At 57.0% G+C, this 23,964-nt stretch carries 19 protein-coding genes; 7 read left to right on the top strand and 12 right to left on the bottom strand.

Translation table 11 applies throughout. The features are described 5' to 3' along the window. Positions 1-40: 40 nt before the first annotated feature. The gene (locus AC5S26_RS11235) at positions 41-3,946 is read right to left on the bottom strand and encodes a LamG-like jellyroll fold domain-containing protein (RefSeq protein WP_494184984.1); all 3,906 of its coding nucleotides are present in this window, start codon (positions 3,944-3,946) and stop codon (positions 41-43) included. Between the two features lie 211 nt (positions 3,947-4,157). Further along, on the bottom strand, positions 4,158-7,601 hold the full coding sequence (locus AC5S26_RS11230) for an outer membrane beta-barrel protein (RefSeq protein WP_494184983.1): 3,444 nt from the start codon (positions 7,599-7,601) through the stop codon (positions 4,158-4,160). A gap of 231 nt (positions 7,602-7,832) precedes the next feature. Here AC5S26_RS11230 and AC5S26_RS11225 point away from each other — a divergent pair, with 231 nt between their 5' ends. After that, on the top strand, positions 7,833-8,348 hold the full coding sequence (locus tag AC5S26_RS11225) for a GNAT family N-acetyltransferase (protein ID WP_494184982.1): 516 nt from the start codon (positions 7,833-7,835) through the stop codon (positions 8,346-8,348). Positions 8,349-8,377: 29 nt separating this feature from the next. On the opposite strand, the gene AC5S26_RS11220 is transcribed toward AC5S26_RS11225, so the two are convergent. Beyond that, a complete protein-coding gene (locus AC5S26_RS11220) occupies positions 8,378-9,172 on the bottom strand; it encodes a TIGR00282 family metallophosphoesterase (protein WP_494184981.1) in 795 nt (264 codons plus the stop codon). 69 nt (positions 9,173-9,241) lie between these two features. Between AC5S26_RS11220 and AC5S26_RS11215 the strand changes: the two genes are divergently transcribed. Then, complete coding sequence (locus AC5S26_RS11215; RefSeq protein WP_494184980.1) at positions 9,242-9,619, top strand: RrF2 family transcriptional regulator; 378 nt, start codon at positions 9,242-9,244, stop codon at positions 9,617-9,619. Positions 9,620-9,679: 60 nt separating this feature from the next. On the opposite strand, the gene AC5S26_RS11210 is transcribed toward AC5S26_RS11215, so the two are convergent. The 3 genes from AC5S26_RS11210 to AC5S26_RS11200 form a co-directional block, all read right to left on the bottom strand. Further along, positions 9,680-10,915 carry a hypothetical protein gene (locus AC5S26_RS11210; protein WP_494184979.1) on the bottom strand — a complete coding sequence of 412 codons (1,236 nt, stop codon included), beginning with the start codon at positions 10,913-10,915 and terminating at the stop codon, positions 9,680-9,682. Between the two features lie 139 nt (positions 10,916-11,054). Further along, a complete protein-coding gene (locus AC5S26_RS11205) occupies positions 11,055-11,969 on the bottom strand; it encodes a DUF817 domain-containing protein (protein WP_494184978.1) in 915 nt (304 codons plus the stop codon). Between the two features lie 14 nt (positions 11,970-11,983). Beyond that, a complete protein-coding gene (locus AC5S26_RS11200) occupies positions 11,984-13,855 on the bottom strand; it encodes a lysine--tRNA ligase (protein ID WP_494184977.1) in 1,872 nt (623 codons plus the stop codon). 84 nt (positions 13,856-13,939) lie between these two features. Here AC5S26_RS11200 and AC5S26_RS11195 point away from each other — a divergent pair, with 84 nt between their 5' ends. The 4 genes from AC5S26_RS11195 (at position 13,940) to AC5S26_RS11180 (ending at position 15,801) form a co-directional block, all read left to right on the top strand. After that, positions 13,940-14,173 carry an AtpZ/AtpI family protein gene (locus AC5S26_RS11195; protein ID WP_494184976.1) on the top strand — a complete coding sequence of 78 codons (234 nt, stop codon included), beginning with the start codon at positions 13,940-13,942 and terminating at the stop codon, positions 14,171-14,173. 41 nt (positions 14,174-14,214) lie between these two features. Beyond that, positions 14,215-14,580 carry an ATP synthase subunit I gene (locus AC5S26_RS11190; protein ID WP_494184975.1) on the top strand — a complete coding sequence of 122 codons (366 nt, stop codon included), beginning with the start codon at positions 14,215-14,217 and terminating at the stop codon, positions 14,578-14,580. 54 nt (positions 14,581-14,634) lie between these two features. Beyond that, positions 14,635-15,366, top strand: coding sequence for a F0F1 ATP synthase subunit A (atpB, locus tag AC5S26_RS11185; protein ID WP_494184974.1), 732 nt, complete (start codon positions 14,635-14,637; stop codon positions 15,364-15,366). Positions 15,367-15,489: 123 nt separating this feature from the next. After that, on the top strand, positions 15,490-15,801 hold the full coding sequence (locus AC5S26_RS11180) for an ATP synthase F0 subunit C (protein ID WP_035350182.1): 312 nt from the start codon (positions 15,490-15,492) through the stop codon (positions 15,799-15,801). A 417-nt stretch (positions 15,802-16,218) separates the two neighbouring features. Here the strand turns inward: AC5S26_RS11180 and AC5S26_RS11175 are convergent, their stop codons facing one another. The 4 genes from AC5S26_RS11175 to AC5S26_RS11160 form a co-directional block, all read right to left on the bottom strand. Further along, on the bottom strand, positions 16,219-17,463 hold the full coding sequence (locus AC5S26_RS11175) for an RNA polymerase sigma factor (protein WP_494184973.1): 1,245 nt from the start codon (positions 17,461-17,463) through the stop codon (positions 16,219-16,221). A gap of 111 nt (positions 17,464-17,574) precedes the next feature. Further along, entirely contained in the window at positions 17,575-18,141 is a 567-nt protein-coding gene (locus AC5S26_RS11170; RefSeq protein WP_494184972.1) for a dihydrofolate reductase family protein, read from the bottom strand. A gap of 30 nt (positions 18,142-18,171) precedes the next feature. Beyond that, a complete protein-coding gene (locus tag AC5S26_RS11165; RefSeq protein ID WP_494184971.1) occupies positions 18,172-18,522 on the bottom strand; it encodes a YciI family protein in 351 nt (116 codons plus the stop codon). Positions 18,523-18,547: 25 nt separating this feature from the next. Then, positions 18,548-19,546 carry a hypothetical protein gene (locus tag AC5S26_RS11160; RefSeq protein WP_494184970.1) on the bottom strand — a complete coding sequence of 333 codons (999 nt, stop codon included), beginning with the start codon at positions 19,544-19,546 and terminating at the stop codon, positions 18,548-18,550. Positions 19,547-19,611: 65 nt separating this feature from the next. Between AC5S26_RS11160 and AC5S26_RS11155 the strand changes: the two genes are divergently transcribed. Further along, positions 19,612-20,709: a DUF1214 domain-containing protein gene (locus AC5S26_RS11155; RefSeq protein WP_494184969.1), complete on the top strand. Its 1,098-nt coding sequence runs from the start codon at positions 19,612-19,614 to the stop codon at positions 20,707-20,709. Between the two features lie 91 nt (positions 20,710-20,800). Here AC5S26_RS11155 and AC5S26_RS11150 read toward each other — a convergent pair whose 3' ends face one another. Continuing rightward, entirely contained in the window at positions 20,801-22,300 is a 1,500-nt protein-coding gene (locus AC5S26_RS11150) for an NADH-quinone oxidoreductase subunit N (RefSeq protein ID WP_494184968.1), read from the bottom strand. After that, positions 22,300-23,949: a complex I subunit 4 family protein gene (locus AC5S26_RS11145; protein WP_494184967.1), complete on the bottom strand. Its 1,650-nt coding sequence runs from the start codon at positions 23,947-23,949 to the stop codon at positions 22,300-22,302. The genes AC5S26_RS11150 and AC5S26_RS11145 overlap by 1 nt, the downstream gene beginning before the upstream one ends. Positions 23,950-23,964 lie beyond the last annotated feature (15 nt).

Here is a 23,964-nt window from a genome sequence, read left to right as displayed (position 1 = left end):
CGGTCCTCCACAGGCGCCTCGACTGAGCCCATCTTCCAGATCACTGGGAGGATCGTGTTCCACGCCGAGATGGCTTCTCTTGAGCAACATCGCTGGGAAGTCCATCCACGATCACCTTATTATTCATGGAAGTAATCTCAGGTATCGCTTGGCTTGGTACGATCTCTACCGTCGATCCCTTTAGAGTCCTGGCATCAGGGGGAAGAGAAAACGTCACAGTTGCTGTCTTCGGTTTCAGATCGACGGGCGCCTTTAAGGGAGAGACCTTGCTTTGAGCTAGGATCTTTCCTGTGTTGTCACGAAAGACGACCTGGGAGGCAGGTGCATCCACTGCACCGATACTGTGGATCGTAACGGTAACCTTTCTTCCAGCGATCTTCACATCCTGCGGATCAATCCCCAGATCTGGCCGAGACCAGTAAGGTATCCCTTTTTCCATGAGCTGAAACTCAATCACACTGGTCTGGTGGGGCGGGAGCTCAATGTCCAGGCTTCTGCTTCGCTCAAATTCTTCCGTGCGCGTGACGGCGTTACGAACTGGTCCGCTAAGGGAGTCATCCTGAGTTCCTTGGGTGATCTTCCATTGACCGGGATCAATCTCCCATCCTGTCAGGTGAGCCTTTACAGGCACCGAGTCAAGGTTATAAGCGATCACATGAAAGTGACTGGGCGTGGCATCGGGGATAAGGATCGCGACGCTCTGATCGTTAGCTGGAGCCTCGAACTTCCAGCTGACGATATGCCCTGGGTAAAAAGAGTTGCGTACGATGGCGACGCCTCCCAGGCGGGCTCTCTGTAGCGCAACCGAATCGAACTGCACGCGGTCGATCCAGAGGCTGCCTAGCGTATTGATGTATTGTCTGTCTTCAGCAGCCTCGATCTGCGAGCCATACAGCTTATCTAGGTAATGGGTGTCGCCAGAGGCTTGCCAGGCCTCGTGAAGATTCGTTTCCGTTGAAGCGACCAAATCTCCTTTAGCCCTCTGGAGAGCCTCTTTCCCCCATGTTTTATGCGTATCCAGCATGCCCAGCGCATTAGAGTTGATGAGACGTAGGGATGGGCCGCCGAGATCGTAAAACGGCTGCAGATACTTCTTATTGCCGCTCCATCGATACGCGGCCCAAAAGACATAGGCCAGGCGATCGATGCCGGTGGGCTGATCTTCGTTCGTCTGAAAGTTGATGGTCGAGTAGATCGTGTACTTTCCATCCGGCCCCGGTTTGCGGTGGGCGAGCAGTCCGTCGGCAAGATCGAGAATCATCTTCCTCGTCTCGGGCGAACCGTTGAATTGAACCATAGTCGCCGCAGGATGAAGAACCAAGTACGAATAGGGTTTCGTCCATCCCCAGACCCCTTCCGTAGCCATTTTTTCGCCGTTGTAATAGGAGGAGCGGAAGAGCCGGTCTCCTGCGGGATTCACACCTGTGATCCACTCCAGACGCTTGGAGGTGATCATGGCTCGCTCAATCTGGCGCGGGCTCCCGAAGTCCAGGGTCATGGCCTGTCCCAATACATTCACGCCATCTTCGTAGCTATGCAACTCGTCTGCCTGGATGGTGATCAGCCCGTTTGTAAACATATGCTGGTCGTACATGGCTTCGAGTTCTTTCAGTAGTGAATGCTTGATCTTCTCGGGTTCGATGCCCATCAACGCGGCTCCCGGCCACATGTTGGTCAGGTCGCCGTCATCGGAAAGCCCGCCACCGAATTCGCCGTTTTCTATCTGCCGTTTGTCGATATACCAGTCGATGATGTACTTCAGATAGCCGAGGTCGCGCACCTGCAGAAAGGCCCACGCCGGAACCCCTGCAGGTATCTTCGGTGAAGTGTAGACCGGCTTGACCTGCTCCTTGTTCATGTCGTACCAGTATTTGCGCCCCAGATCGTTCTGAGGATCGACGCGCAGCAGATCCGTCATATCCGTGTCGAAACGTGTGAACATATTGAGCTTGCGTGTACTGGTGGTCTCTTCCACCAGGTTCGCGTACTCGTCCCGTACCTGGGTAAAACGGTCCAGGATATGTTCCTTCTTCGCTTCCTCATACGGTTTGAAGATCAGCCGAACCATCGCGTGGTTTAGTACAGCAGGTCCGAAATCCATACTGCTGGAGGCTAGGGTTATGTAAAGACTTTTATCGTTAGGCAGAATACGATCTCGCAGATCGAGCCAGAGTGTTTGCGGCGCATCTGGCTTTACGGAGAAACTGAAATCGAACATGTTTCGCATCGGCCATACTGGATCTTTCACCTGAATATTCATCGCGAGATATTCGCCGTGCGTGGGCTTCAGGTGCATCGCCGGAAGATCGATGGCAATTCCATCAAGTCCGGCATTCATATTTTCCCAGTCCTGGGTGCCCCGCGAATGCGGCCCTTGTACATCACGAAAATCCGATGGAATCAGAATATGAACGATCGGCATCTGTAGCGATTCCCGCTCATGATCAAGAACAATACCGTCCGTGTGATTACGGGCGGGCATATTCATGCCCAGAGGATTCGTGCCTGGATCTGCAACCATCATTCGCCTCTGCCCCTCGGGATAGCGGCCATCGATAAATGATGTCAGCTCCTGCAGCGAAGGATTGCGATCAGGTTGTTCTGTTGTCAGTCGATAACTTAATTGGTTGACACCAGCAGGCACCGTGCCGGAATGCACATAGTATGCCGATAATTCGCCAATAGGTGTTTCCTGCTCAATGTTTGAGAAGCGAATCTTCTGACCTGTAAAAGGAGTGTCAAAAGTGTTAAAGGTCTTCTCCTGTCCTTTGGGCCGCTCAAAGAGATCTTTTCCCGGAATCTCTGTGCCATTGGCGGATGCCAGGGACATCGTTCCAAAGGCACCTCCCGTTATCTCAATGTGATTCCATGGTTCATCCGGCATGGAAAACGTTACAGCTTTTCCCGACAACGAATAACAATCCCAGTCCGGAAGCTGGAAGTAATCGTTACGTCCCACAATTTGGGAACGGTTATAAACTCCGGGCCAGGTCGTCTCCGGGATTCCATCTGTTGCCTTCCACCACCATCGCTTCAAATCGTAGACATCATGAATCTCAACCTTGCGGACGGTGGTAACAGAAGAGGGAAGCGGCTTCGGAATGTCGTTTGGACGGCTCCAGCCATAGTGAAACCACCATTCTTTCTCCAAACTGCTGGCTTCTGTTCCTGGAAGCGGCGGAATGGATTGTGGAATCTGACCGTGAGCGAGATGGGCGATGTTTTCATCTGAAAGAGCCCTGTCATAGATCCGAAGTTCATCCATGTCGCCGCCGCGATCGTAGTTATAGGAACTCTCTACACCCGTAGGCCCGATAATGCGTGAGTTTGGCCCGAACTGATCGAGTGCGGCATCAAACATTCCGGTAGCTGCCTTTTCCGCAGCCATCTTTCCGTTGACATAAAAGCGAATGCCCGTTGTTTCATCCCAACTCAGCGCAAGATGAGTCCACTGATCTGCCTTGGGAAAGTCCGGCATAGTGTAAGAAATGCGCGTACGCCCCAGGTTTACGTCGGTTACGAAGGCATCGAAACCGTGACCGTTGTAGTCGATGCGGAGCCACACCATGTCCCAGCTGGAATGATCGCCATATCCCACGCGGAAGATGGGGAATTGAGTTGGCCCCACCGGTTCACGGGAACGCCAATCGAAAGAGATGGTCCCGCGTTGAGCGTAGATGTTTCCTGGCGCCCAGTAGGAGAGAAGCTGATTATCTCCCGACTGGACGTAAGCGTTTTGCACTCCGCCCGGCACGATCTTTACGTCCGATTGAAAATTCGGGATGGCTTTTCCGTTCGCGGCGTAGTCCGCTTCGAAGCTACGATCACCGGAGAGATAAAACAGAAGTCCCGGTTCTTTCCGCGATTCGGAATCGGCAAGAGATGTTTGACAGGACAGCACGGTGCAGGCAAGCAGAAAAACAGGAACGAACCGCAGAGAAGCCATGAGACCTCATCAGAAAATAGGATTCAACGCGATGCGGTTGTCTCGGATCAACGAACATCAGTCTTCGTTCTTGTCATGCCGCTTTTGTATGCGATCGATTCAATTGACAGAGAAAGATAATTCGTCGACAACCCTCTTGTCATCTCCTTTGATCAGCGAGACTTGTGGCATGGGAATACCGTTGTCTCGCGTTTGAGCAAGTAGGCTGAGTTTAGAAATAAAGTTTGGCTCCTAATTGGATCACTCGGGTTGCGTAGCCACCCTGCACACCGTCATTGATCTTGCCGAAGTTTAGCGAGGTGATGTTGGTTCCGATCGTGGAAGGATCGGGATTGAAGTGCTTAAAGGCATTGAAGAAATCAGCGCGAAACTGAAGATTTCGAGCTTCGCCAAACTTCAGACCCTTGGTCACGGACAGGTCGTCATTGAAGAGACCCGGAAGGCGGACGGCTCCTGTGCGTGGGGCATTTCCGTAGGTTGCGATAGCGGGTGTCTTAAACGCTGCTGTGTTGAAGACACGTGTCTGCGTTCGGGTACCGCGAGGGATATAAGAATACACGCCAGGAACTACATCAGGCCGTGCCGCTGCCGAGCTTGCATTGACCGAAGCTCCACTATAGGTCACCTGGGACGGATCTCCGGATACAGCGGAAAGGATCGTCGAGACCTGGATGCCATCGAGCAAAAGTTTCTTGAAGCCGGTTGTATGCCGGAAGTAGGGAACATCCCACAGCGCAGTGCCTACGAATCGGTGAGGGATATCGAAGACTGAGAGAGAGTGGTCCGCTTTCGGGTTCAATGGATCGAGTGCGGTCGCACCGAAGTTTCCTCCTCCGACCAGGCCACCGATGTCCGCCGGACCGGAAATAGATTTGGACCATGTATAGGAAACCAGCATCGTAAGACCGTTGCCCACCCTGCGTTCAAGTTTGGTCTGCAGCGAATGATAGTGTGAGGAACCATTCGAGAGTTCGCCCTGAATCGAGCGTGGGAAAATTTGATTCGGGCGTCGAGCGTTGACGCTTGCAAGCCCCGGTGTCGCGGGATTGACGGGGCGGGGCAGGTTCACGTCGGAGACATAGACATAGTTATGTGTGCCCAGCGTGCCGACATAAGCGATATCTGCAGTGAAACGACCTGGCAGGACGGTCTGAAAGGTCAGGTTGAACTGTTGCGTCATCTGCTCAGCAAGGTGTTGGTAGATTTCCACGGCAAAGGGATAGGTTGGTGCTCCACCCGTCGTTACGCCAGGGAAGGGGTTACCTAGGGTTAAGTTAGGGAGTGCCTGAGCACCGGTAGCGCCATTCCCATTGTTGCCCACAAGAGAAGCCCCGGCCTGCGCCTGGTACCCCTCCGCCTGTTGGAAATAGCCGTTGGCAATATCTGGAGTGAAGTAAATTCCGTAGCCCCCACGGATGACCGTCTGATTAGGGCCATTGGGCTGCCATGCGAAGCCAATGCGCGGTCCCCAATCGTAATAGTTCGGCCGGATCAGGCCGCGACCATAGGGCGAAGTCGCTGCTGTCTCAATGTGATCGGGAGTAACACCGTTCGCGCCGGCGAAGATATCGGCATAGCGATTATCATCCTGCACCCATGGTGGGAAATGGTCCCATCGCAGGCCAAGGTTGATCGTAAGATTCCGGGCAATGTTCCAGTTGTCTTGAAAGGCATAGGACTGGATAAGGCTCGAAATACTCGTGCGGGTGATCGTCGGATTGATGCTATCGCTCGCGACATAGCCAAGAAGAAAATCCACCAGGCCCGCAAAATAAGCGCCCTGTGGCTGACCAGCTCCTGAAAACCCTCCACTGTAGCGACCGTCGAAGGTGAAGTGACCACGGGGATCGCGCGCCTGGCTGAAATAATCTGTGCGACGTCCGATATCGACGTTGAACTTGAAGAAGTGCCTTCCGTGCTGCCATGAAAGGGTGTCGACATACTGGTTGATTCCATTGGACCGATTTCTCGGTCCGATATCGCGAAGTGTGTTGAACAGGCGAGTACCGGGACCGTTGCCGCTGATGCTGGTCGTTGGAGGTCCGTAGAACATTGGTAGGGAGGAAGAAAAGGGAATTCCCATCTGTCCATTGGCAATGTCGAAGGCCGAATCCCCGGTCGTGCCGAAGGTCTCAAATTCTTTGAAGATCTGCCGTCCATAGCGGAATTCGTTGACCAGGGTTGGGGAGAAGACATGGGTCTCCGTAACCTGGTAATGAGTGGTCAGTGCCCGGTTGTTATCGTTGTCGTTGCCGAAGAACGGGGCTCCATTGCTATACGTTACATCGTGAATGTAATGCCCGCTCAGGGTATCCATCCTTGTAAGATTATGGTCGATCCTAACGATGTAATCATGCTGGTAGTTCAGCGTCTTCAGTAGAGGCGTTAGATAATTCGTCGTGGCTGAGACTGAGCTGTTGGCATGTGGCGTCGCGTTCAACAGGATGGCCGATTTCGGATCCACATTAATATGCTGCCCCAGCTTGTAAGGTTGCTGAGTATAAGGATTCACAAGGACAGGGCTGACCGTTTTGCCAAGTTGAGCCTGCGATTGCGCATAGGCTGCCGCTGCGGTAATCAGCTCGTCAATATTGCCGGAACGCACAGCATCCGAGGGAACGTAGGCCGACTGTGGTTGCAATCCATTGAGCAGGTCGCCAGTCTCGAGATTGAAGAAGAAAAAAGTCTTGTTGCGTCCGTCATAGAGCTTGGGAATGAGCACCGGCCCCCCAACATTCCCTCCATATTGATTCCGATTCAGCCGCGGAGGAGCTACGTCTTTGTTGGCGAGTGCGTCATAGCTCTGCGTGAAGGCGTTATTGCGATTGAAGTAGAAAAGTGTGCCGTGGAGGCCATTAGTTCCCGACTTGATAATCTGATTGACGTTTGCTCCCGATGCAGCCCCGGAGTCCGTTCCTGAATTGGCGGTATCGACGCGGAACTCGGCGATAGCATCCACCGAAGTCGAAAAGCTATAAGTGAAAGCGTCGTAGTCCATGTTCTCGATTCCATCAATCGAGTAGCGATTCTGTGTATCGCGCTGCCCGTTGACTTGAATCGCGGTCGATCCGCCGGTTGCATCCGAGCTCGCAAGCGCGCCACGGGCTCGCCGTACTGTAATCGAGCCTTCCGTGCCGGAGTTCACGCCGGGAATCAGTTGGCCGAGCTGGATGAAATTACGCCCGTTGAGTGGAAGATCAACGATTTTTTTCCCGTCAATCACCTGCCCAACAGAGCCATTCTCCGTTTGCAGCTGCGCGGTGGCCGCGCTGGCCTCGACAGAGATTGCCTCGGTTACAGAACCGGCGCTGAGCTTGAAGTCCTGTCGAGCATTCTGGCTTGCATCCAGAACGATGGAAGCAACCCGCTGCGTCTGAAAACCTTTCATCTGGACAGCCAGGGAATAGGTTCCTGGCGGAAGGGCCGGGACGGAATATTGCCCCGAGCTGTCAGTCACAGCGGTACGAGTCGTATTCGTCGACGGATTGGTGACCGTAACCCCGGCCCCGACGACAACGGCTCCCGATGTATCCGTTACATTACCGACGATGGTGGCGTTCGTCTGCTGCGCATAGGTTGGGCCACACCAGATTGCGGCGCATGCTGCAGCGAGCGCCAGAATGGAGATCTTTCGCAAAGGGAATGCTGTCTTCATATTTTTTTCTTGGTTTCATAGATCGTGTTGAGATAACTGCCCGTCTCCTAAAAAGAAAGCGTTATCTCTATGGCGTGCCATACTACCTGTCACTCACACCTTTGACCAAGCATTTTTAATGCAGGCTGTGCATCAGTAGTGATTCAGGGCTGGAGAACGGAACTTCTCCACGAAGCGAGTCTGTGCAGGCAAGTTTGCGAGGTTGTTGGAATCTGCGATAGAACGGTTTTCATGAAACTTCAACTTGCCGCCTCCTCCGATCTCCCAGAGATCGTGCAGCTAATCAATCTTGCTTTTCGCGGGGAGGTCGGATGGACGCTCGAGAGTAAGTACATTGAAGGTGAACGGATCAGCCTGAAAACGCTCCAGGAAAATATCGACGAACGTCCTGATGCTCTCGTGATGGTTTGGCGAGATGAAAGGGTAGGCACTCTGCTTGGATCGGTCTGGCTCGAGCCCAAAAATAACCATGTTTGGTATATGGGGTTGTTGGCCGTTCGTCCGGATCGTCAAGGTCAGCAGCTAGGCAGGCGAATGCTTGAAGCCTCCGAAGAGGCGATTCGTCAGCACGAGGGAAGGCGAATCCGCATCTCCGTGGTGAATGTGCGCCAAAAGCTGATTACCTGGTACGAGCGCCGAGGATATGTGCGTACGGGCGAGATGGAGCCATTTCCTTACGGAGACGATCGTGTAGGCAGGCCACTGCGAGACGACCTGGAGTTCGTTATGTTGGAGAAAGAGATCTAGTCTTTCTTCAGACCGAGGCCAATAGCCGTTTATTCCCCAAGCATCAGGTGCTGGATGGAATAGGCGCGGCCTGTTCCGCCATCGCAGCCGATGAGGACAGCACACATCTTCGGGTTACCTTTCGCCGCCTCAAACTTGCCCGGCATACCGGTAAGGAAACGATTAAGCACGAGCTCCGTTTCAACGCCGATAACAGAATCGTAGGGACCTGACATGCCGACGTCTGTAATGAAGGCGGTCCCGTCGGGAAGAACGCGGGCATCCGCGGTGGGAATGTGGGTATGGGTTCCAAGAACAGCTGTGACGCGCCCATCGAGATACCAGCCCAACGCAACCTTCTCGCTGGTGGTCTCTGCGTGGATGTCGAGCAGAATGACCTTCGTGGTCAGCTGGCTGATAAGCTCGTCGGCCTTACGGAAGGGATCATCACAGGAAGACATGAAGACCCGGCCCTGTAGATTGAGGACGGCATAGCTCTGGCCCGAAGGCAGCTCGCCCTGATAAACACCAAAACCGGGTGTCCCGACGGCATAGTTGGCCGGACGAAGGACTCGCCGGCCGCGCTCGTGCGAATCGGCTGGAACCGTCATGTATTCGAAGATCTCACGCTTATCCCAGATGTGGTTCCCGGTGGTGATAACGTGGGCGCCCATGTCGAAGATCTCTTCGGCGAGCGAGGGCGTGATACCGAAGCCTCCAGCGGCGTTTTCGCCATTCACGACAAGCAGATCGACGGCGTTGGTTTCAAGGACGTGGGGAAGGTGCTCGCGTACGATATGGCGGCCGGCGGAGCCAAATACGTCGCCGACAAAGAGGATGTTCACCTGAAGATTTTACATGGATCAAAGAAGGCGAAGACAACCACATAGCGCGAATATGGTAGCTTGCTTGGAATGGCGCAGAGTGAGCGGTTTCAGTTGAGCGTAAGAGTGTTGGCGGTGCTGGCGGAAGAGCCGGGTGGAATGCGAACTTCGGCTGAGATAGCGGAGATATTGAAAGAAAGCGCAGTCATGGTGCGAAGGGCGTTTCTCCTGCTGCACAAAGCCGGGCTGATCGAGCAGAAGAAGGGACCGAATGGAGGAGCCAAGCTGAAGCTCCTGCCTAAGCAGATCGGCCTGGGAGACGTGTTTGCCGCGACCTCTGGCGACTGGCTGACGGTGAACGACAAGGCCGTGACCGGGCTGATGAAGAAGGTTCGCGACGATGCTGTAGAGGCCATGAACGAGCATTCGCTGGCCGGGGTAGTCAAGCGGTTGAAGAAGAGGAAGTAGAAAACACCGCAACCGGGTCCATCGAAAGATGGCCATACCCACGCCGTCTTGGAATTTAAACTACGGAATTGAATGCTGTGTGCGTCGATGTTTAGCCCATAAAAACCGTGCGAAGAGATCGATATCCCCGGTAGTCCCCCCTTCGACAGCCGAAACGCACGCGCCTTCGGTGACCGCATTGCGGACCATATCGGAATACGCATCGGGGCGAAACTCTGCAAGCAGAAGGAAGCCATTCTTCACTCGGTTCGTTTCACCGGCGTGGCCTGCGCCTGAGCTTCCGTCGACGCGTCCTGCATACCTTCCGGGAGCCAGGGTGATGATTTCCGTGAAGGTATTGGCGAGGGCGGTCATCTTCGCTCGATCGATGGTATAGCTGCCGTCCAGATACGCGAGATACAGACCCGCAACGTCCATGCGGGCATGAACGCTGTCTTCGCCGCCTTTGGCGGGCAGGGCATAGCCCCAGTTGTAGGCAGGACGTCCCTGCTTGGTGGTGACGTTTTGAACGCCTTCGGTAAAGAACCAGTCGATATTGTCGGCGACGATCTTGTGATACCGCGTAGCGCGCACCAGGTCGTCGTGCAGAAGCTGATGCGCTGTGCCCAGCATCTGGAAGCCGTAGTTGAACATCATCACTTGGTTCCATGGAACAGGAGTTCCACCTTTGTAGGAAGAGTCGGCGGAAAAATATTGATAGTTGTTGTGCGACAGATCGAGAAGATTTTTGAGGATGTGCTGGTCTATTGCGATGTCGGCCTGTTTGACATAGGTTTTGGCCCGGGCAAGGTAAGTGGCGCCAAAGTGGTGAAGGTCGCCTGCCGGAACCGGCTTCTTCCACAGCGAGCGAGTCTTGAGGATAGTAACGGCGCAGTTACCCAGGTTTCCGATGAGGTCGCCTTGTTCGCCACCCGTCAAGAGGCGAGGCTTCGAGAGATCATTCGGCCACACTGGATCAATGCGGCCAGTCCATATCATGTGTTGACCAATGGGGGCAGGTGCAAGATCATTGCGCTCGGCTAACTCTGCGTCGCAGAGGCGAACCATCTGATCGACGAAGCGCGGATTAGGATCGATCTGGTAAATCAGGCCAAGCGCGCGCACCGCCTGTCCTGAGGTGCCGTAGGACCATGCGTTCTTCTCGTCGGAGGCCGCGGGCTGCATCGCGGACACATAGCTGAGGAGCGAGCCGGTCTCAGCCTTGGCGACGGGGCCGTCAAGGCTCGCGACCTTCATCTGCGTACTTGCGAACGGAGAGGCAATTGTGAAGAGCAGGAGGGCGGTGGCGATACGCATGAGATCCTTTCGCGAAACCTGAAACGGCTCCAACAAATTTTACTAATGAAATATAAATTTCGTATGCTGATCCTCTTTTGGAGTTCACCATGAGCTGGTCTTCCCTTGGGAATCTGCTCGACTGTTTCTGGTTGGTTGGTCAGGAGCGAATGGGTTGGTTCTGTTGTTGTGTTGATGGAGACGTTAGGAAAGGGCTTACTTCCAACTCATCCTCAGACGGAGCGCGCGGCGGATGAACAAAGGAGACCAAAATAAAGCTGATGATCATCAGAAGCAGCCACGCGCCATATTTTTCGAAGGAAACGAGCTGCCAACCGTTTCGTTGATGCGGATAGACCCAGATAGTAGCGAAGGTCCCGATATTTTCAGCTCCCCAGATAAAGAGCGCGACGAGACAGAACCCCAACAGCAGGGGCATCCGGTGAAATCTTTGATACGGGCGATAGTAGACCCATGTGCGACCAAAGGCGGCCGCCACAAAGAGGAAGAGCAGGACCCGCACATCCGGAAGAAAATGATGAGCAAAAAAGTTGATGTAGATAAGCAGAGCCAGTGCTGCAGTCACTTTGGTATTGGGGTAGCGCGTGTAGCGCATATCAAGGATGCGAGTAATTCGCGCCAGATAGCTTCCTACGGATGAATACATGAAGCCGGAGAAGAGCGGGACGTGACCGATGCGGATGAGACTGTTCTCGGGGTAGGCCCAGGAGCCTACCGAGGTTTTGAAGAGCTCCATCAAAGTGCCGACGAGGTGAAAGACGAGGATTACCTTGGCTTCGCGAACGGTCTCCATACGCAGGATGAGCAGGAGCACCTGAATCGTAAGTGCTGCCAGAAAGAGGAAGTCGTATCGCGCCAGCCGCGCATGAGGGGGCCAATAGATTTTGGTGATGAGTACGAGGCCGAGAATGATTCCGCCGAAAAGGCAGGCCCATGCTTGCTTGAACCCGAAGAGAAAAAACTCCCAGAGAAATGCATTAAACCTGCTCGTCGGGATGTGGTGCTCAAGCCGAAGACGGACCTCGTGGAAACGGGTTCTGGTATAGCTGAGCATGAGCAAACGTTGGGCTACTCGGCTGACTCTCCGTGGGGTTGTTCTTCCTTCTGGGCGATTTGCTCGTCGCTCTTCTTCTGCGGTCGCATGAGAGGGAAGAGGATGACGTCGCGTATGGAGCGCGAGTTGGTGAGCAACATGGTGAGGCGGTCGATGCCGATGCCTTCGCCTGCAGTGGGAGGCAGGCCGTAGCCGAGGGCGCGGACGTAGTCGTCGTCCACGGCCGACATGGCCTCTTCGTCGCCTTTTTCCTTCTGCTCGATCTGTTGCTGGAAGCGGTTGTCTTGATCAACGGGGTCGTTGAGCTCGGAGAAGGCGTTGCCGACTTCGAAACCGCCAATGTAGAACTCGAAGCGCTCGACCCAGTCGGGCTCGTCGGGCTTGATCTTGGAGAGCGGGGAGACGGCAAGGGGGAAGTCGTAGATGATGGTGGGCTGGATGAGGTGGATTTCCGCCATAATCTCAAACAAATCTGAGATGGCCTTTCCGAGTTCACCACCCCGTACTAGTGCTTGTTCGATTTGCTCGATGTCTTTGGACAGAACAATCTCCGCGCGCTTTTCATCTGTAATTTTCAAGACTTGTCCGCCGATTCTATCTTCTGTCCAGCCGGAATGAGCTCTAGAATGTGCAGCTTTCATAGCACGTATCAAAACTTGGATGAAGGCCGATTTGTCAGAAAAATCTTCCCGTGTTGGAGGCGCACCGAAGATCGGATCCCACCACTTCACAATGGCTTCGCGCATGGAGAGCTTGGTCCAGTTGCCGAGGTTGATCTCGTTACCGTTGAAGTGAGTGATGAAGGAGCCGTTGACCTCGAGCGCAACGAACTTGATGAGCTCTTCAGTGAGGTTCATCAGGTCGTGGTAGTTGGCGTAGGCCTGGTAGAACTCGAGCATGGTGAACTCGGGGTTGTGCCGGGTGCTTACGCCTTCGTTGCGGAAGTTGCGATTGATCTCGTAGACGCGGTCGAGGCCTCCGACGACGAGGCGCTTGAGGTAGAGCTCGGGCGCGATGCGGAGGAAGAGGTCGATGTCGAGCTCGTTGTGGTGGGTGGTGAAGGGGCGCGCGGCGGCTCCTCCGGCGATCTGCTGCATCATCGGGGTCTCGACTTCGAGGTAGCCGCGGGCGTCGAAAAACTTGCGCAGGGCGCGGAGGACGGCTGCGCGCTTGACGAAGACCTCGCGGGCTGGAGCGCGGGCCGGAGCCAGGGGAGCAGCTGCAGATTCAGGAAGCGCCTTCTCGGGATTGTCTTCCTGGACTGGCTGAGGAGCTGCAGGTTCAGAGTCGCCGGTGTCGGTAAAGAGATCGACGTAGCGACGGCGATAGCGCAGCTCGATGTCGGACATGCCGTGGAACTTGTCGGGCAGGGCGAGCATGGCCTTGGCGAGGAAAGTGATGCCGGGCTGCTCAGGCGTGGTGGTGACGTGGACGGTAAGCTCACCGGTGCGAGTGCGCATCAGGTAGCCGCGGACGCCGATGTGATCGCCGAGGTCGAGCAGCTTGTAGAGTGCGAAGGCGTTCTCGCCGACGTCGTCTTTACGGACGTAGATCTGGAGGCGCTGGCCGCCCTGCTGGATCTGAGCGAATCCTGCTTTGCCCTGGACACGGATGGCCATCAGGCGACCGGCGACAGCGATTTCTTTACGGTCGGCCTCGAGCTGCTCGCCGGTAACGGGAGCATCGGGGGAGTCGTACTGCTTTTTGATCCATGGAACGATCGGGCCGTCGAACTCGGTCCATCCGGTTGCGCTGGATTCGAAAGAGTTCGGATAGATGGCCTGGGCGCGGTTCAGCCCAGCCTGCTCGCCGAGAGCGGCGATCTGATCGAGGTTTTCCTGGCGCTGCTGGTAGAGATTTCTCTCGAATTCGGAGTCGAAGTGCAATGTGCTTCCTTTGATCGGGATAGTCGTTGTTCAGTATAGCGGCCATGGTCGAGCAGGCCCGATGCGTGGTGTAATAGTTGGGCTATGGCTGAGGATCAAAAGAAGGGCGCTCTGGGCGAGTTGGTGAAGGCCGAGTCGATGATCCAGCTGGCCATCGCGCTCCCTGCGGGGTGCGTTATCGGGTGGCTGATTGGGGCGTGGCTGGACCGTCACTTTCACCAGAACTGGATTGGGATTGCCGGAATCGTGATGGGGGCGGTTGGAGGATTCATGCAGATCTTCTTCACGGCTTCGCGGTACTTGAGGCGCGGCAAGTGAGGGCGTTGGAGTCGTTTTCGGACGAGGATTTTCGGCGGACGATGCTGCGGGCGCTGCGTCTGCTGGGGATCGTCTCGGTGGCCGGGGCGCTGCTTCTGTGGTGGAAGCTGGGCTGGCAGAGTGCCGCTTTGCTGGCCGTGGGAGCGGTGATTTCGGCTTCGGGGCTGTGGGAGTGGATGCGCTTGATGACTGCGGTGATGGCTCGGATGGACGAGGGAGGTACAGCCAAGCCCATGGCGATGGTTTTGCTGGGATTCTTTATCCGTCTGGCCGCCACGATTGCCCTTCTTTATGTTAGCCTTAAGGTACTGAACGGTTCAGTCTATGCGCTTGCGGCCGGGCTTGCACTGGGAGTTTTTGCACTCACAGTGGAGGGTCTGAGGCTGGTGAAGGCGTGGACTGTCTGACACGTCCTGAACCTTCAGCTTAAATTTAGAGAAGACGTTCCGCTTATTTTCTTTATGCCGACTCAGCTTTTGCTTACACGATTTCTGAACTCCCACCTCGCCGTGCCCGTGACGGCGCTGCTGGAGGCGGTTCATGTGCATCCGAAGTATCCGCAGGCTCCGATCACCGACGCCTTTGCCATGGAGCTTCTGGTCTTTGCGTTCCTGATCGCTTACTTCCTCGTGGTGCGGGTGACCCTGAGCATCGAGAAGCCGGGAGCCTTCCAGCATCTGGCCGAGATGACCAACGAGTTCGTCTCTGAGCAGGGTGAGTCGGTCATCGGACATGGCTCGGAGAAGTTCGTCAGCTACCTGACGGCGCTGTTGCTGTTCATCCTGCTGAGCAACCTGTTGGGCTTGATTCCCGGCCTTGCCTCACCGACCGCGAATCCGGTGGTGCCGCTGGGATTTGCACTGGTGACCTTCCTCTACTACCACTACCACGGTGTTCGGGCCAATGGCGCTGCTTACATCAAGCAGTTCCTGGGACCAGTTTGGTGGCTGTATCCGCTGCTGTTTCCGATCGAGATCATCTCGCACTTTGCGCGCGTCCTGTCACTGACGGTTCGTCTTTACGCGAACATGCTGGCCGGCGACCTGGTGACTCTGGCGTTCTTCTCGCTGGTGCCGATCGGCATTCCGCTGATCTTCCTTGGTCTGCACCTTGGCGTTGCCGTCGTGCAGGCGTATGTGTTCTTCCTTCTGGCAGCGGTTTACCTGTCGCTGGCTGTGGCGCACGACCACTAAGTTTGAGTTTGCGGTGGAGGGACTCCCTCTCTGCCGTAGCAACAACGCCGCGAGCGTGAGGGTGCCAGCACGGTGAGCATCAACCACCCACTGGCGGCGTATCTGACGGGAGACGGAGTCGTAATGAAGAAGCTTCAGTATCTGTTTATGTCGTTGGCCGCGATGCTGCTCGCAACGCCGGCTTTTGCGCAGGGCGCAGGCAACTACTCACCCGCTTCGCAGTGGGTTCCGCTGGCAGCTGGTCTGGGCATGGCCCTTGCAGCCGGTCTTTGCGGACTCGGTCAGGGCAAGGCGACCGCCTCTGCCACCGAGGCTCTTGCACGCAACCCCGGCGCCCGTCCCGGAATCTTCATCTTCCTGATTCTCGGTCTGGCCTTCATCGAGTCGCTGGCGCTGTTCACCTTCGTGATCATCTTCCTCAAGGTGCAGGCGTAAGCGAAGTTCGATCTGGTTATGGAAGAGCCCTCGCTTCGGCGAGGGCTCTTTGTTTGTCCCTTGGGGTACCCCCCCGTACATTTTTGTGCAAAGTCTTGATGGTAAAGCTACTTAGGTCTGGACTTCATGTTTTCGGAGTTTCGAAAGGACCGGACCTAATCCTGCTCCTGTCTTTAATTCTAGCGGAATGAATGATTGGAATCGGCATCTTTAGGTGGTTTGTTTTGAGGGATATAAGTAGGATTTGGGGTTGACAGGGATCGGTGGGAATCGTTGGCTGTGAGTCTCTTGTTTTTGAGAACCGCAGGTCCTTCGACTGCGCTCCTTGCGGTCGCTTCGCTCAGGATGACACTCTTTCCCGAATGCATCTAAACTTCAAAGCCGAGATGTGGGACTCCGAGCCCGAGACCTTCAAGGTTAAGGTAACGCTGCGAGTCGTTGCTGGAGGAAGCTGCGAACGGCGGGGTCACGTTCGAGTCCGATGGCGATATCGTATGCCTCGCGCGCTTTCTTGCATGCTCCGATGCGTGAGAGTAGCTCGGCGCGCGCAGCCCAGAAGGGCTGGTATTGGTTGAGGCGGGCGTCGTCCGCAAGCCGCGGCATGGCATCGAGTCCGGCGCGTGGACCTTCGGTCTCGGCGATGGCGAGGGCGCGGTTGATGGCGACGACCGGCGAGCGGGAGATGGCTTCGAGCGCGTCGTACAGTTCGACGATGGCCGGCCAGTTGTTATCGCCGCTGCAGCGACGAGCGATGTGCGCGGACTGGATGGCCGCCTCGATCTGGTAGCGCCCGATGATGCTGCGCGTACGGGCATGATGGAGAATCGCTTCGGCCTCGTGAATCATGGGAGCGTTCCACCGTCCTGTGTCCTGCCGGGCAAGCGGGATGTAAGCACCGTCGGTGCTGCGCCGGGCGTTGCGGCGGGCTTCGGCGTAGAGCATCAGGGCAAGCAGGCCGAGCGGCTCGGGTTCTGCAGGCAGCAGCTCGACGGTCAGACGGGCGAGGAAGAAAGCTTCTTCGGTGAGATCGCGTCGCGCGAGGTCGGTGCCGCCGGGGTCGGTCCAGCCTTCGGCGAAGGCGGCGTAGATGGAGTCGAGGACAGCGTCGATCCGGGGCGGCAGATCTTCATGGTCAGGGATGCGGAAGGGGATTCCCGCATTGTGGATCTTGGTCTTGGCACGTACCAGGCGCTTACTCATCGCCGAGGGAGAGACGAGGAACGCCGAGGCGATAGTCTCTGCATTCAGACCGACGATGACCTGCAGCATCAGTGGAGCTCGCAACTCGGCGTCGATGGCAGGATGCGCACAGGCGAACATCAACGCGAGACGGCGGTCGGGAATCTCGGCGTGCTCGGATGCGGACTCCAACTCCTCCGCGAGAAGCTGGAGTTGTGGCACGGCTCCGTCACTGGTAGTGCGGCGTCTTGAAGAGTCGATGAGCCTTCGACGTGCGGCGGTGAGCAGCCAGGCCTCGGGGTTGTCGGGGCAGCCGTGGCGTGGCCAGTCGGCGAGCGCAGAGGCGAAGGCTTCGGAGAGTGCGTCTTCGGCGGCTGCGACGTCGCGGGTGCGTGCGGAGAGGAAGGCGATCAACTTACCGTAGCTGCGTCGTGCCACCGCGTCGGCTGTGAGCTGTGCCTGTTCTTCGAGCATCGGTGACATGGATACCTCCTTTGCCGGCGTTGTGGTTGTGAACCAGAAGTCCCATTTTAGCTTCGCTCAGGCATGCTCTTCGACTTCGCGGTTTCGCTCAGAATGAGACTTTATCTGGGGTTACGGTTGCTTCTGTTTGTAGATGAGCAGGACTTTGCCATTTTGGAACGTGCGTGAAGAGGCCAGCTCAAGGTCGATCTTTTTCGCAATGCCATCAAATATGGTGCGTCCTGCTCCAAGTGCGATTGGGGTGATCAGGAGTTGAAACTCATCGATGAGTCCTGCCTCGGCGAGTTGCCCGATGAGGGACCCTGAGCCGAGGATGACGATATCCCGTCCGTCTTGTTGTTTGAGCTTCTGCACTTCGTTAACGGCGTCTCCCTTCAGCAGACTGGTGTTGCTCCAGTCCGCTGAGGGAAGTGAGCGCGAGAGGACGATCTTCGGCGCAGCGTTCATCCGCTCAGCCATTACCGGCTCGCGTTCGAATGCCATGGGAGAGGGCCAGAAGCCTGCCATCATCTGGTAGGTGACCCGACCGAAGGCAAGTATGCTGTCGCGGCGTGCGTTCTCGTCGGCGAACTGCTTGTACTCGGGGTCCTGATCGTGGCGGGTCCAGCTCATGTCGCCGTTCGCGCCGGTAAAGTAACCGTCGACGGAGACATGAAGAAATGCAAGTACTTTACGCATGCGAATCTTCTCCGTACAGGTAATGGTCTGTTACTGCATCGCCCAGATGGGACGAACCTCGATGGTGCCATGGCTTGCACCGGGGCAACGCGCGGCCCAGGTGAGTGCCGTGTCCAGATCGGGGGTCTCGATCAGGTAGTAGCCGCCAAGCTGTTCCTTCGAATCGATGTAGGGACCATCAAGCACCTGCGATTTACCATCGACCAGACGAACCGTTGTCGCCGTAGCGACCGGCTGCAACCGATTGGAACCGACGTAGACACCGGCCTTCCGCAGCGCCTCGCCATAGGCCATATAGGCGGCCACGCCCTGCTCCTGCTGCTCCTTTGTGAGCGCCTTCCATCCATCTTCCTGTGAGTAAAGCACCAGCAGATATTGCATGGTTGTTCTCCTGTTCCATCTGTAGTCAGGAATTATCTCCTGCTACTGGTATGTCGCTCCAGAGAGGGTGAATTGGACAGGGATGAGTTTTTTTTTTGCCCCCGTCACCCTGCAGGACCTGGAGTTTTTTAAAGGGAGTAGTTGGCGCTGATTTTAAGGATTCGCCGAGCATCCGTTTTACTGCCAAATTCCTGTCATTAATCTCGTTCGCGATCTGCTGCAGCGTCTTTGTGCGTGCTATGCAGCCAGACATGGTATGAACCTTTAGCTGCGAGTGGGCAACGGATTGATACAGGGTTTCAAAACGCTCCGGCGCGAGCCTGCGAATTCCAACTAACGCGTAGCTCTTCGCCTCGACGCTTCCATTCGCAAATATCTCCTGCATCGTGCGCCTTGCTTCCTCCGGTGGCTGTCCCATCACGGCGTTAAAAACTTTTTCGCCTTCAGAGGTTTTGCCCGCAAAACCAATACCACCGAATGCAAAGAGTTCTATGATGGTCAGGCGTTCGACTGCCGGGGGGGGCTGGGCGCGCGCAAACTGGCCGCCACTGCCGAATATCAACGAAATTGCAAGCAATACGAGCACTATCTTCCATAACCCATACAACCTGGGATATTTTATCTTGCGGTACAATTGCGCACACTTGGAAGCGCTGCAACGCTGATGTCGGAACAATCCGGGTCCCAATCTCTTGGATGAGGGTTTGCCGTGATGAATCGTTCTGAGAAGGTGTTTCCTATCGTCTCGATCGCATGTCTTGTTTTCGTGATCGGCTGCGAGCAAACGAAGGTTAGTCCAAGTCAAGCGCCGTCGGGAGACAGCGGTGCCTACACCTTTGAACGCGGTTACCCTGCGCCGGAAACCGCGCAAAAAGCCTACGAGGATAACGATCTCAACCGCGCCATTGAGGCCTACAAATTCTTTTACCCCACTGTCTCCGGGCAGGCTATGTTCGTCGGCAACGACAAGATCGGTATCGTTCCCAATAAGGTCTTCGGAACCCTCGACACCAAGCCGAAGCATGTCGGTTTCACCTTAAACTCGACACGCCCTACGCTCCTCTGCTGCTCGACCTCTCCAGCGGCCCCATGGTGGTCGAACTTCCCCCCGGCCCCCTCATCTGCATCGCCATGGATATCAACCAGCTCTGGGTCGCCGACCTTGGCATCCCCGGTCCCGCCGCAGGGAAAGGTGATAAGGTCGTCTTCCTCCCCCCTGGTTTTAAGGACAAGCCCCCCGCCGGATATCGCGCAGCTTTTTCGCCCTCCAACAAGATGCTAGTCGGGGTTCGCTCCCTGCCGGTTAACGGTGACGTAGCCGGAGCAATCGAGCGCATCAAGACCGTCAAGGTGCATCCGCTCAATGGCACCACTGAGCTCAAGTGGCTCGATCTTACTCCAATGCCGCAGGACACCACGCCTCTCGCCTGGGAGAACAACATGGAGTTCTGGCGTCAGCTCTACAACGTCATCAACTCTGAAGCCCCGAACCAGCGGTTCCACTTCTGGTACGGCGAGCTTGCCGCGCTCGGCATCGAGAAAGGCAAGCCATTTTCGCCTGATGCCCGAATGACCGCCATCCTCGAGAAGGCGGCGAAGATCGGCAACGCCCAGATGCGCGTCGAGTCCTTCGGCGACCGTCGTCCGGACCGAATCGTCTGGCCCGACCGCAAATGGGAGTGGGCCGCCCTGCGCTTTGAAGACGGCGACTTCAACACGCCCAACTACAACGACCTCGTTGCTCGCGACAAGTGGTTCTATCAGGCCATTGGAGCTTCACCGGCCATGTTCAAGCGCGATCCCACCGCGGGGTCGCTCTACTGGCTCGGCCTGCGCGATTCGAACGGAAACACGCTTGACGGCGGCAAGACCTACAAGCTCACCGTCCCACGACCTGTACCGGACAAGCTCTTCTGGTCTGTCACGGTCTACGACACCGACACCCGCAGCCAGATTCAGACGGATCAGGGCAAAGCCGCGCTTCGCTCACTGTTCGAGTTGAAGGATACGCCCATGGACCGACCCACTGACCTCTACTTCGGTCCGACGGCTCCCACCGGCCACGAGAACCAGTGGATCAAAACCATCCCCGGCAAAGGCTGGTTCGTCTATTTCCGGATCTACGGCCCCAAAGAAGAAGCCTTCAACGGCGCATGGAAGCCCAGTGACTTCGAGGAAGTGAAGTGACACCCAAGCCTAGAGGAGCAACACGAGCAACAGCTCCGGTTAAGGACCAAGGAACTCAACGCAGGTGCGAAGAAGCAGGTTGCGTTGACGCTTAGCGGGCGGCGTTTGTGACGGCCTGTGCTGGCTCCGCCGGATTAGCCTGGTGCATGGTGACGTCGGCGCTTCGCTGGGCCAGGCCGAGGATGCGGTTGGGGGCGATGCCGAGCAGCAGGGTGGCGACCGCGGTAAAGGTGAGAGCGATGGCGGCGGGAATGGAGACTGAAGCGTACGCGTCGACGCGGTCGTTCTCGGTGCGGGGGCGGGTGTAGAGCGCGGCGAGCAGGCGCAGGTAATAGAAGCAGGCGATGCCGCTGTTGAGCAGGCCGAGGACTGCGAGCCAGACGTTGCCTGCGTGCAGGGCGGCGGAGAAGACGTAGAACTTGCCGAAGAAGCCGCCGGTGAAGGGGATTCCGATGAGCGAGAGAAGGAAGAAGCCGAGGGTGGCGGCCAGTACCGGACGCTTGAGGGCGAGCCCGGTGTAGTCGTCGATGGAACGAACCTTTTCCTGGAAGCCGCCGATCTGGGTGATGACAGTAAAGGCTCCGACGTTCATGGCGGAGTAGGCAGCGGTATAGAAGCAGGCTGAGGCGATGCCGTCTGCGGGGAAGGCTGTGTAGGCAACGAGCAGGTAGCCCGCGTGAGCGATCGACGAATAGGCGAGCATGCGCTTGACGTCGCGCTGCATCAGGGCCCCCAGGTTGCCGACGAACATCGAGAGCACGGCGATGATCCAGATGAGCGAGGCCCAGCGAGGCTCGTAGGAGGGGAAGCCGGAGAAGAGAATGCGGAGCAGGACGGCGAAGGCGGCGGCCTTGGGCGCGGTGGACATGAGGCCGACGACAGGAGCGGGAGCGCCCTGGTAGACGTCGGGGGTCCAGACGTGGAAGGGAGCGGCGGAGACCTTGAAACCGATTCCGATGATGATGAGAGCGAGCGCAAGGATCGCGAGGGCCGGGGTGGCGGTGGTCGAGAGGCCGAGCGAGATGGAGTCGATGCGGGTGGAGCCGGTGGCACCGAAGGCCAAGGCGATGCCGTAGAGGAAGAAGGCGGTAGCGAAGGAGCCGAGGAGGAAGTATTTGATGGAGGCTTCGGTGGAGGAGGCCTGGCCCTTGCGGAAGCCGGCCAGGATGTAGGTGGAGATGGAGGAGATCTCGAGGCCGACGAAGACCATCAGCAGCTCGACCGAACAGGTCATGAGCATCATGCCGACGGCACCGAAGAGCACGAGCGCGAAGTACTCTCCGGCGTGAGTGGCGTGGCCTTCGAAGTAGTCGAGCGAACTGAGTAGGGTGACCAGGACGATGGCCGCGATGAGGAGGTGGAAGAAGACCGAGAAGGCATCGACCTGAATGGTGCCGAAGTAGCCGTGGATGGTTCCGAAGCCGAGCTGGTACCAGCTGGCAAGACCTGCAGCAAGGGTGCCGAGAATGGCGAGCCAGCCGAGGGGCTTGCGGGTCTGCTCCGGTGGGAAGAGCGGGTCGGCCAGCATGATGAGGACGGCGGTGAGGGTGAGGATGATCTCAGGCAGAAGAGAGAGAACGTTGGGAGACATTACTGTGCTCCTTTCGTCGCGGAGGAGGGTGTCGTCATGTTGAGTGCGGTCTCGGGGCTCTGGGCGGACTTGCTGGGGTGCAAGGAGGCGTCAAAGTTGACGGTGACGGCCTGGCTGCGGTTGACGACGGCGGTGATGCGCGCTCCCGCAGTGTCGATGGCGCGGAGCCAGACGGGGGAGGCAATGCCCATGAAGAGGAAGAGCGCGACCAGAGGCCAGAGAGCCAGATGCTCGCGGGCAGTGAGGTCGACTGCGGGGACAGTCTCGGGACGGCGCCCAAGCTCACCGTAGAAGATGCGCTGGATCATCCAGAGCATGTACGAGGCGGTGAGGATGACGCTCGACGTGCCGAGTACGGTCCAGCCGATGTGGTGGGCGATGGTCGACTGCATGGCTCCTGAGAAGACGAGGAACTCGCCGACGAAGCCGTTGAGCATGGGCAGGCCGACGACGGAGAGTGCAGTGAGGACGAACATGGTGACGATCCACGGGAGTCGCGCGGCGAGGCCACCGTACTCGCGCATGTCGTAGGTGCGGTAACGCTCGTAGAGCAGGCCGAGAAGCATGAAGAGAGCCCCACCGCCGATGCCTTCGTTGAGGGTCTGGTAGATGCCGCCGTCGATGCCGGAGACGGTGAAAGCGAAGATCCCGAGGATGACTACGCTGACGTGGCCGAGGGTTCCATAGGCTGCGAGTTTTTTGAGGTCCTTCTGGACGAGGGCGAGCAGGGCACCGTAGACGATGCCGATGGCTCCGAGCGCGAGCATCAGGGGGGCGATCCGGTGCGACTGGCCAGGAAAGATGCCGAAGGAGAAGCGCAGGATGGAGTAGAGGCCGAGCTTTCCGGCGATGACCATGACGGCAGCAGTGGGAGCTTCTGATATGGCGTCAGCGAGCCAGCCGTGCAGTGGGAAGATCGGGACTTTGACTGCGAAGGCGACCAGAAAGGCGAGCGAGGCAAGCCAGAGGGCGGCGGGGCTGGAGGAGATGTCGTGCGCCGCGGCCATCTGGGCCAGCTGGGGGTAGTCGAAGGTGCCGGTGCGGGCGTAGAGCCAGAGCATGCCGACCAGAAGGATGGCCGAGGGGATGAAGGCGTAGAGGAAGAACTTGATGGCGGCGCGGCGGCGGTTCTCGGTGCGGCCGAAGACGGCGATCAACAGCGCCATGGGGACGAGCGAAAGCTCCCAGTAAGCGTAGTAGAGGAAGAGGTCGAGCGAGACGAAGATGCCGAGCATCGCGACCTGCTGAAGCAGGAAGAGGCTATAGAAGAGGCGGCGGCGGTTGTCGATAACGCGCCAGGAGATGAGGACGCCGAGCGGAGCGAGCAGGCCGGTGAGGACGATGAGCCACATGGAGAGGCCATCGACGCCGACGTGGTAGCGGATGGCGGGGGAGGCGATCCAGGAGAGGTTCTGCTGGAAGGCAAAACCACCCATTGGAATGCATGGCCGCCCAACGAGACATTCAGGAAGAACAGTGCTTGGTTGGTAATGGAAGGGAAGATGAAGGGTAAAGAGGAAGGTGAGCAGCGTGACAAAAAGTGCTCCCCACTGCTGAATGCGATCACGATCAGGCAGGAGGGCGAGCAGGATGGCTCCAGCCAGCGGCGTGAAGGTGATGATCGTCAAAATTGAGTGGTCGATATTCATCGTTTCCCTTAGTAC

This window comes from Edaphobacter sp. FHG110511_03 (genome assembly GCF_059115365.1).
This window is presented reverse-complemented; position numbering and strand designations above follow the sequence as displayed.

Coding starts and splice junctions, on each gene's coding strand:
- AC5S26_RS11235 (WP_494184984.1), bottom strand. CDS start 3,946: ATGGCTTCTCTGCGGTTCGTTCCTGTTTTTCTGCTTGCCTGCACCGTG.
- AC5S26_RS11230 (WP_494184983.1), bottom strand. CDS start 7,601: ATGAAGACAGCATTCCCTTTGCGAAAGATCTCCATTCTGGCGCTCGCT.
- AC5S26_RS11225 (WP_494184982.1), top strand. CDS start 7,833: ATGAAACTTCAACTTGCCGCCTCCTCCGATCTCCCAGAGATCGTGCAG.
- AC5S26_RS11215 (WP_494184980.1), top strand. CDS start 9,242: ATGGCGCAGAGTGAGCGGTTTCAGTTGAGCGTAAGAGTGTTGGCGGTG.
- AC5S26_RS11210 (WP_494184979.1), bottom strand. CDS start 10,915: ATGCGTATCGCCACCGCCCTCCTGCTCTTCACAATTGCCTCTCCGTTC.
- AC5S26_RS11205 (WP_494184978.1), bottom strand. CDS start 11,969: ATGCTCAGCTATACCAGAACCCGTTTCCACGAGGTCCGTCTTCGGCTT.
- AC5S26_RS11195 (WP_494184976.1), top strand. CDS start 13,940: ATGGCTGAGGATCAAAAGAAGGGCGCTCTGGGCGAGTTGGTGAAGGCC.
- AC5S26_RS11190 (WP_494184975.1), top strand. CDS start 14,215: ATGCTGCGGGCGCTGCGTCTGCTGGGGATCGTCTCGGTGGCCGGGGCG.
- atpB (WP_494184974.1), top strand. CDS start 14,635: ATGCCGACTCAGCTTTTGCTTACACGATTTCTGAACTCCCACCTCGCC.
- AC5S26_RS11180 (WP_035350182.1), top strand. CDS start 15,490: ATGAAGAAGCTTCAGTATCTGTTTATGTCGTTGGCCGCGATGCTGCTC.
- AC5S26_RS11175 (WP_494184973.1), bottom strand. CDS start 17,463: ATGTCACCGATGCTCGAAGAACAGGCACAGCTCACAGCCGACGCGGTG.
- AC5S26_RS11170 (WP_494184972.1), bottom strand. CDS start 18,141: ATGCGTAAAGTACTTGCATTTCTTCATGTCTCCGTCGACGGTTACTTT.
- AC5S26_RS11165 (WP_494184971.1), bottom strand. CDS start 18,522: ATGCAATATCTGCTGGTGCTTTACTCACAGGAAGATGGATGGAAGGCG.
- AC5S26_RS11160 (WP_494184970.1), bottom strand. CDS start 19,546: ATGCTTCGGCTTGGTGTCGAGGGTTCCGAAGACCTTATTGGGAACGAT.
- AC5S26_RS11155 (WP_494184969.1), top strand. CDS start 19,612: ATGGTGGTCGAACTTCCCCCCGGCCCCCTCATCTGCATCGCCATGGAT.
- AC5S26_RS11150 (WP_494184968.1), bottom strand. CDS start 22,300: ATGTCTCCCAACGTTCTCTCTCTTCTGCCTGAGATCATCCTCACCCTC.
- AC5S26_RS11145 (WP_494184967.1), bottom strand. CDS start 23,949: ATGAATATCGACCACTCAATTTTGACGATCATCACCTTCACGCCGCTG.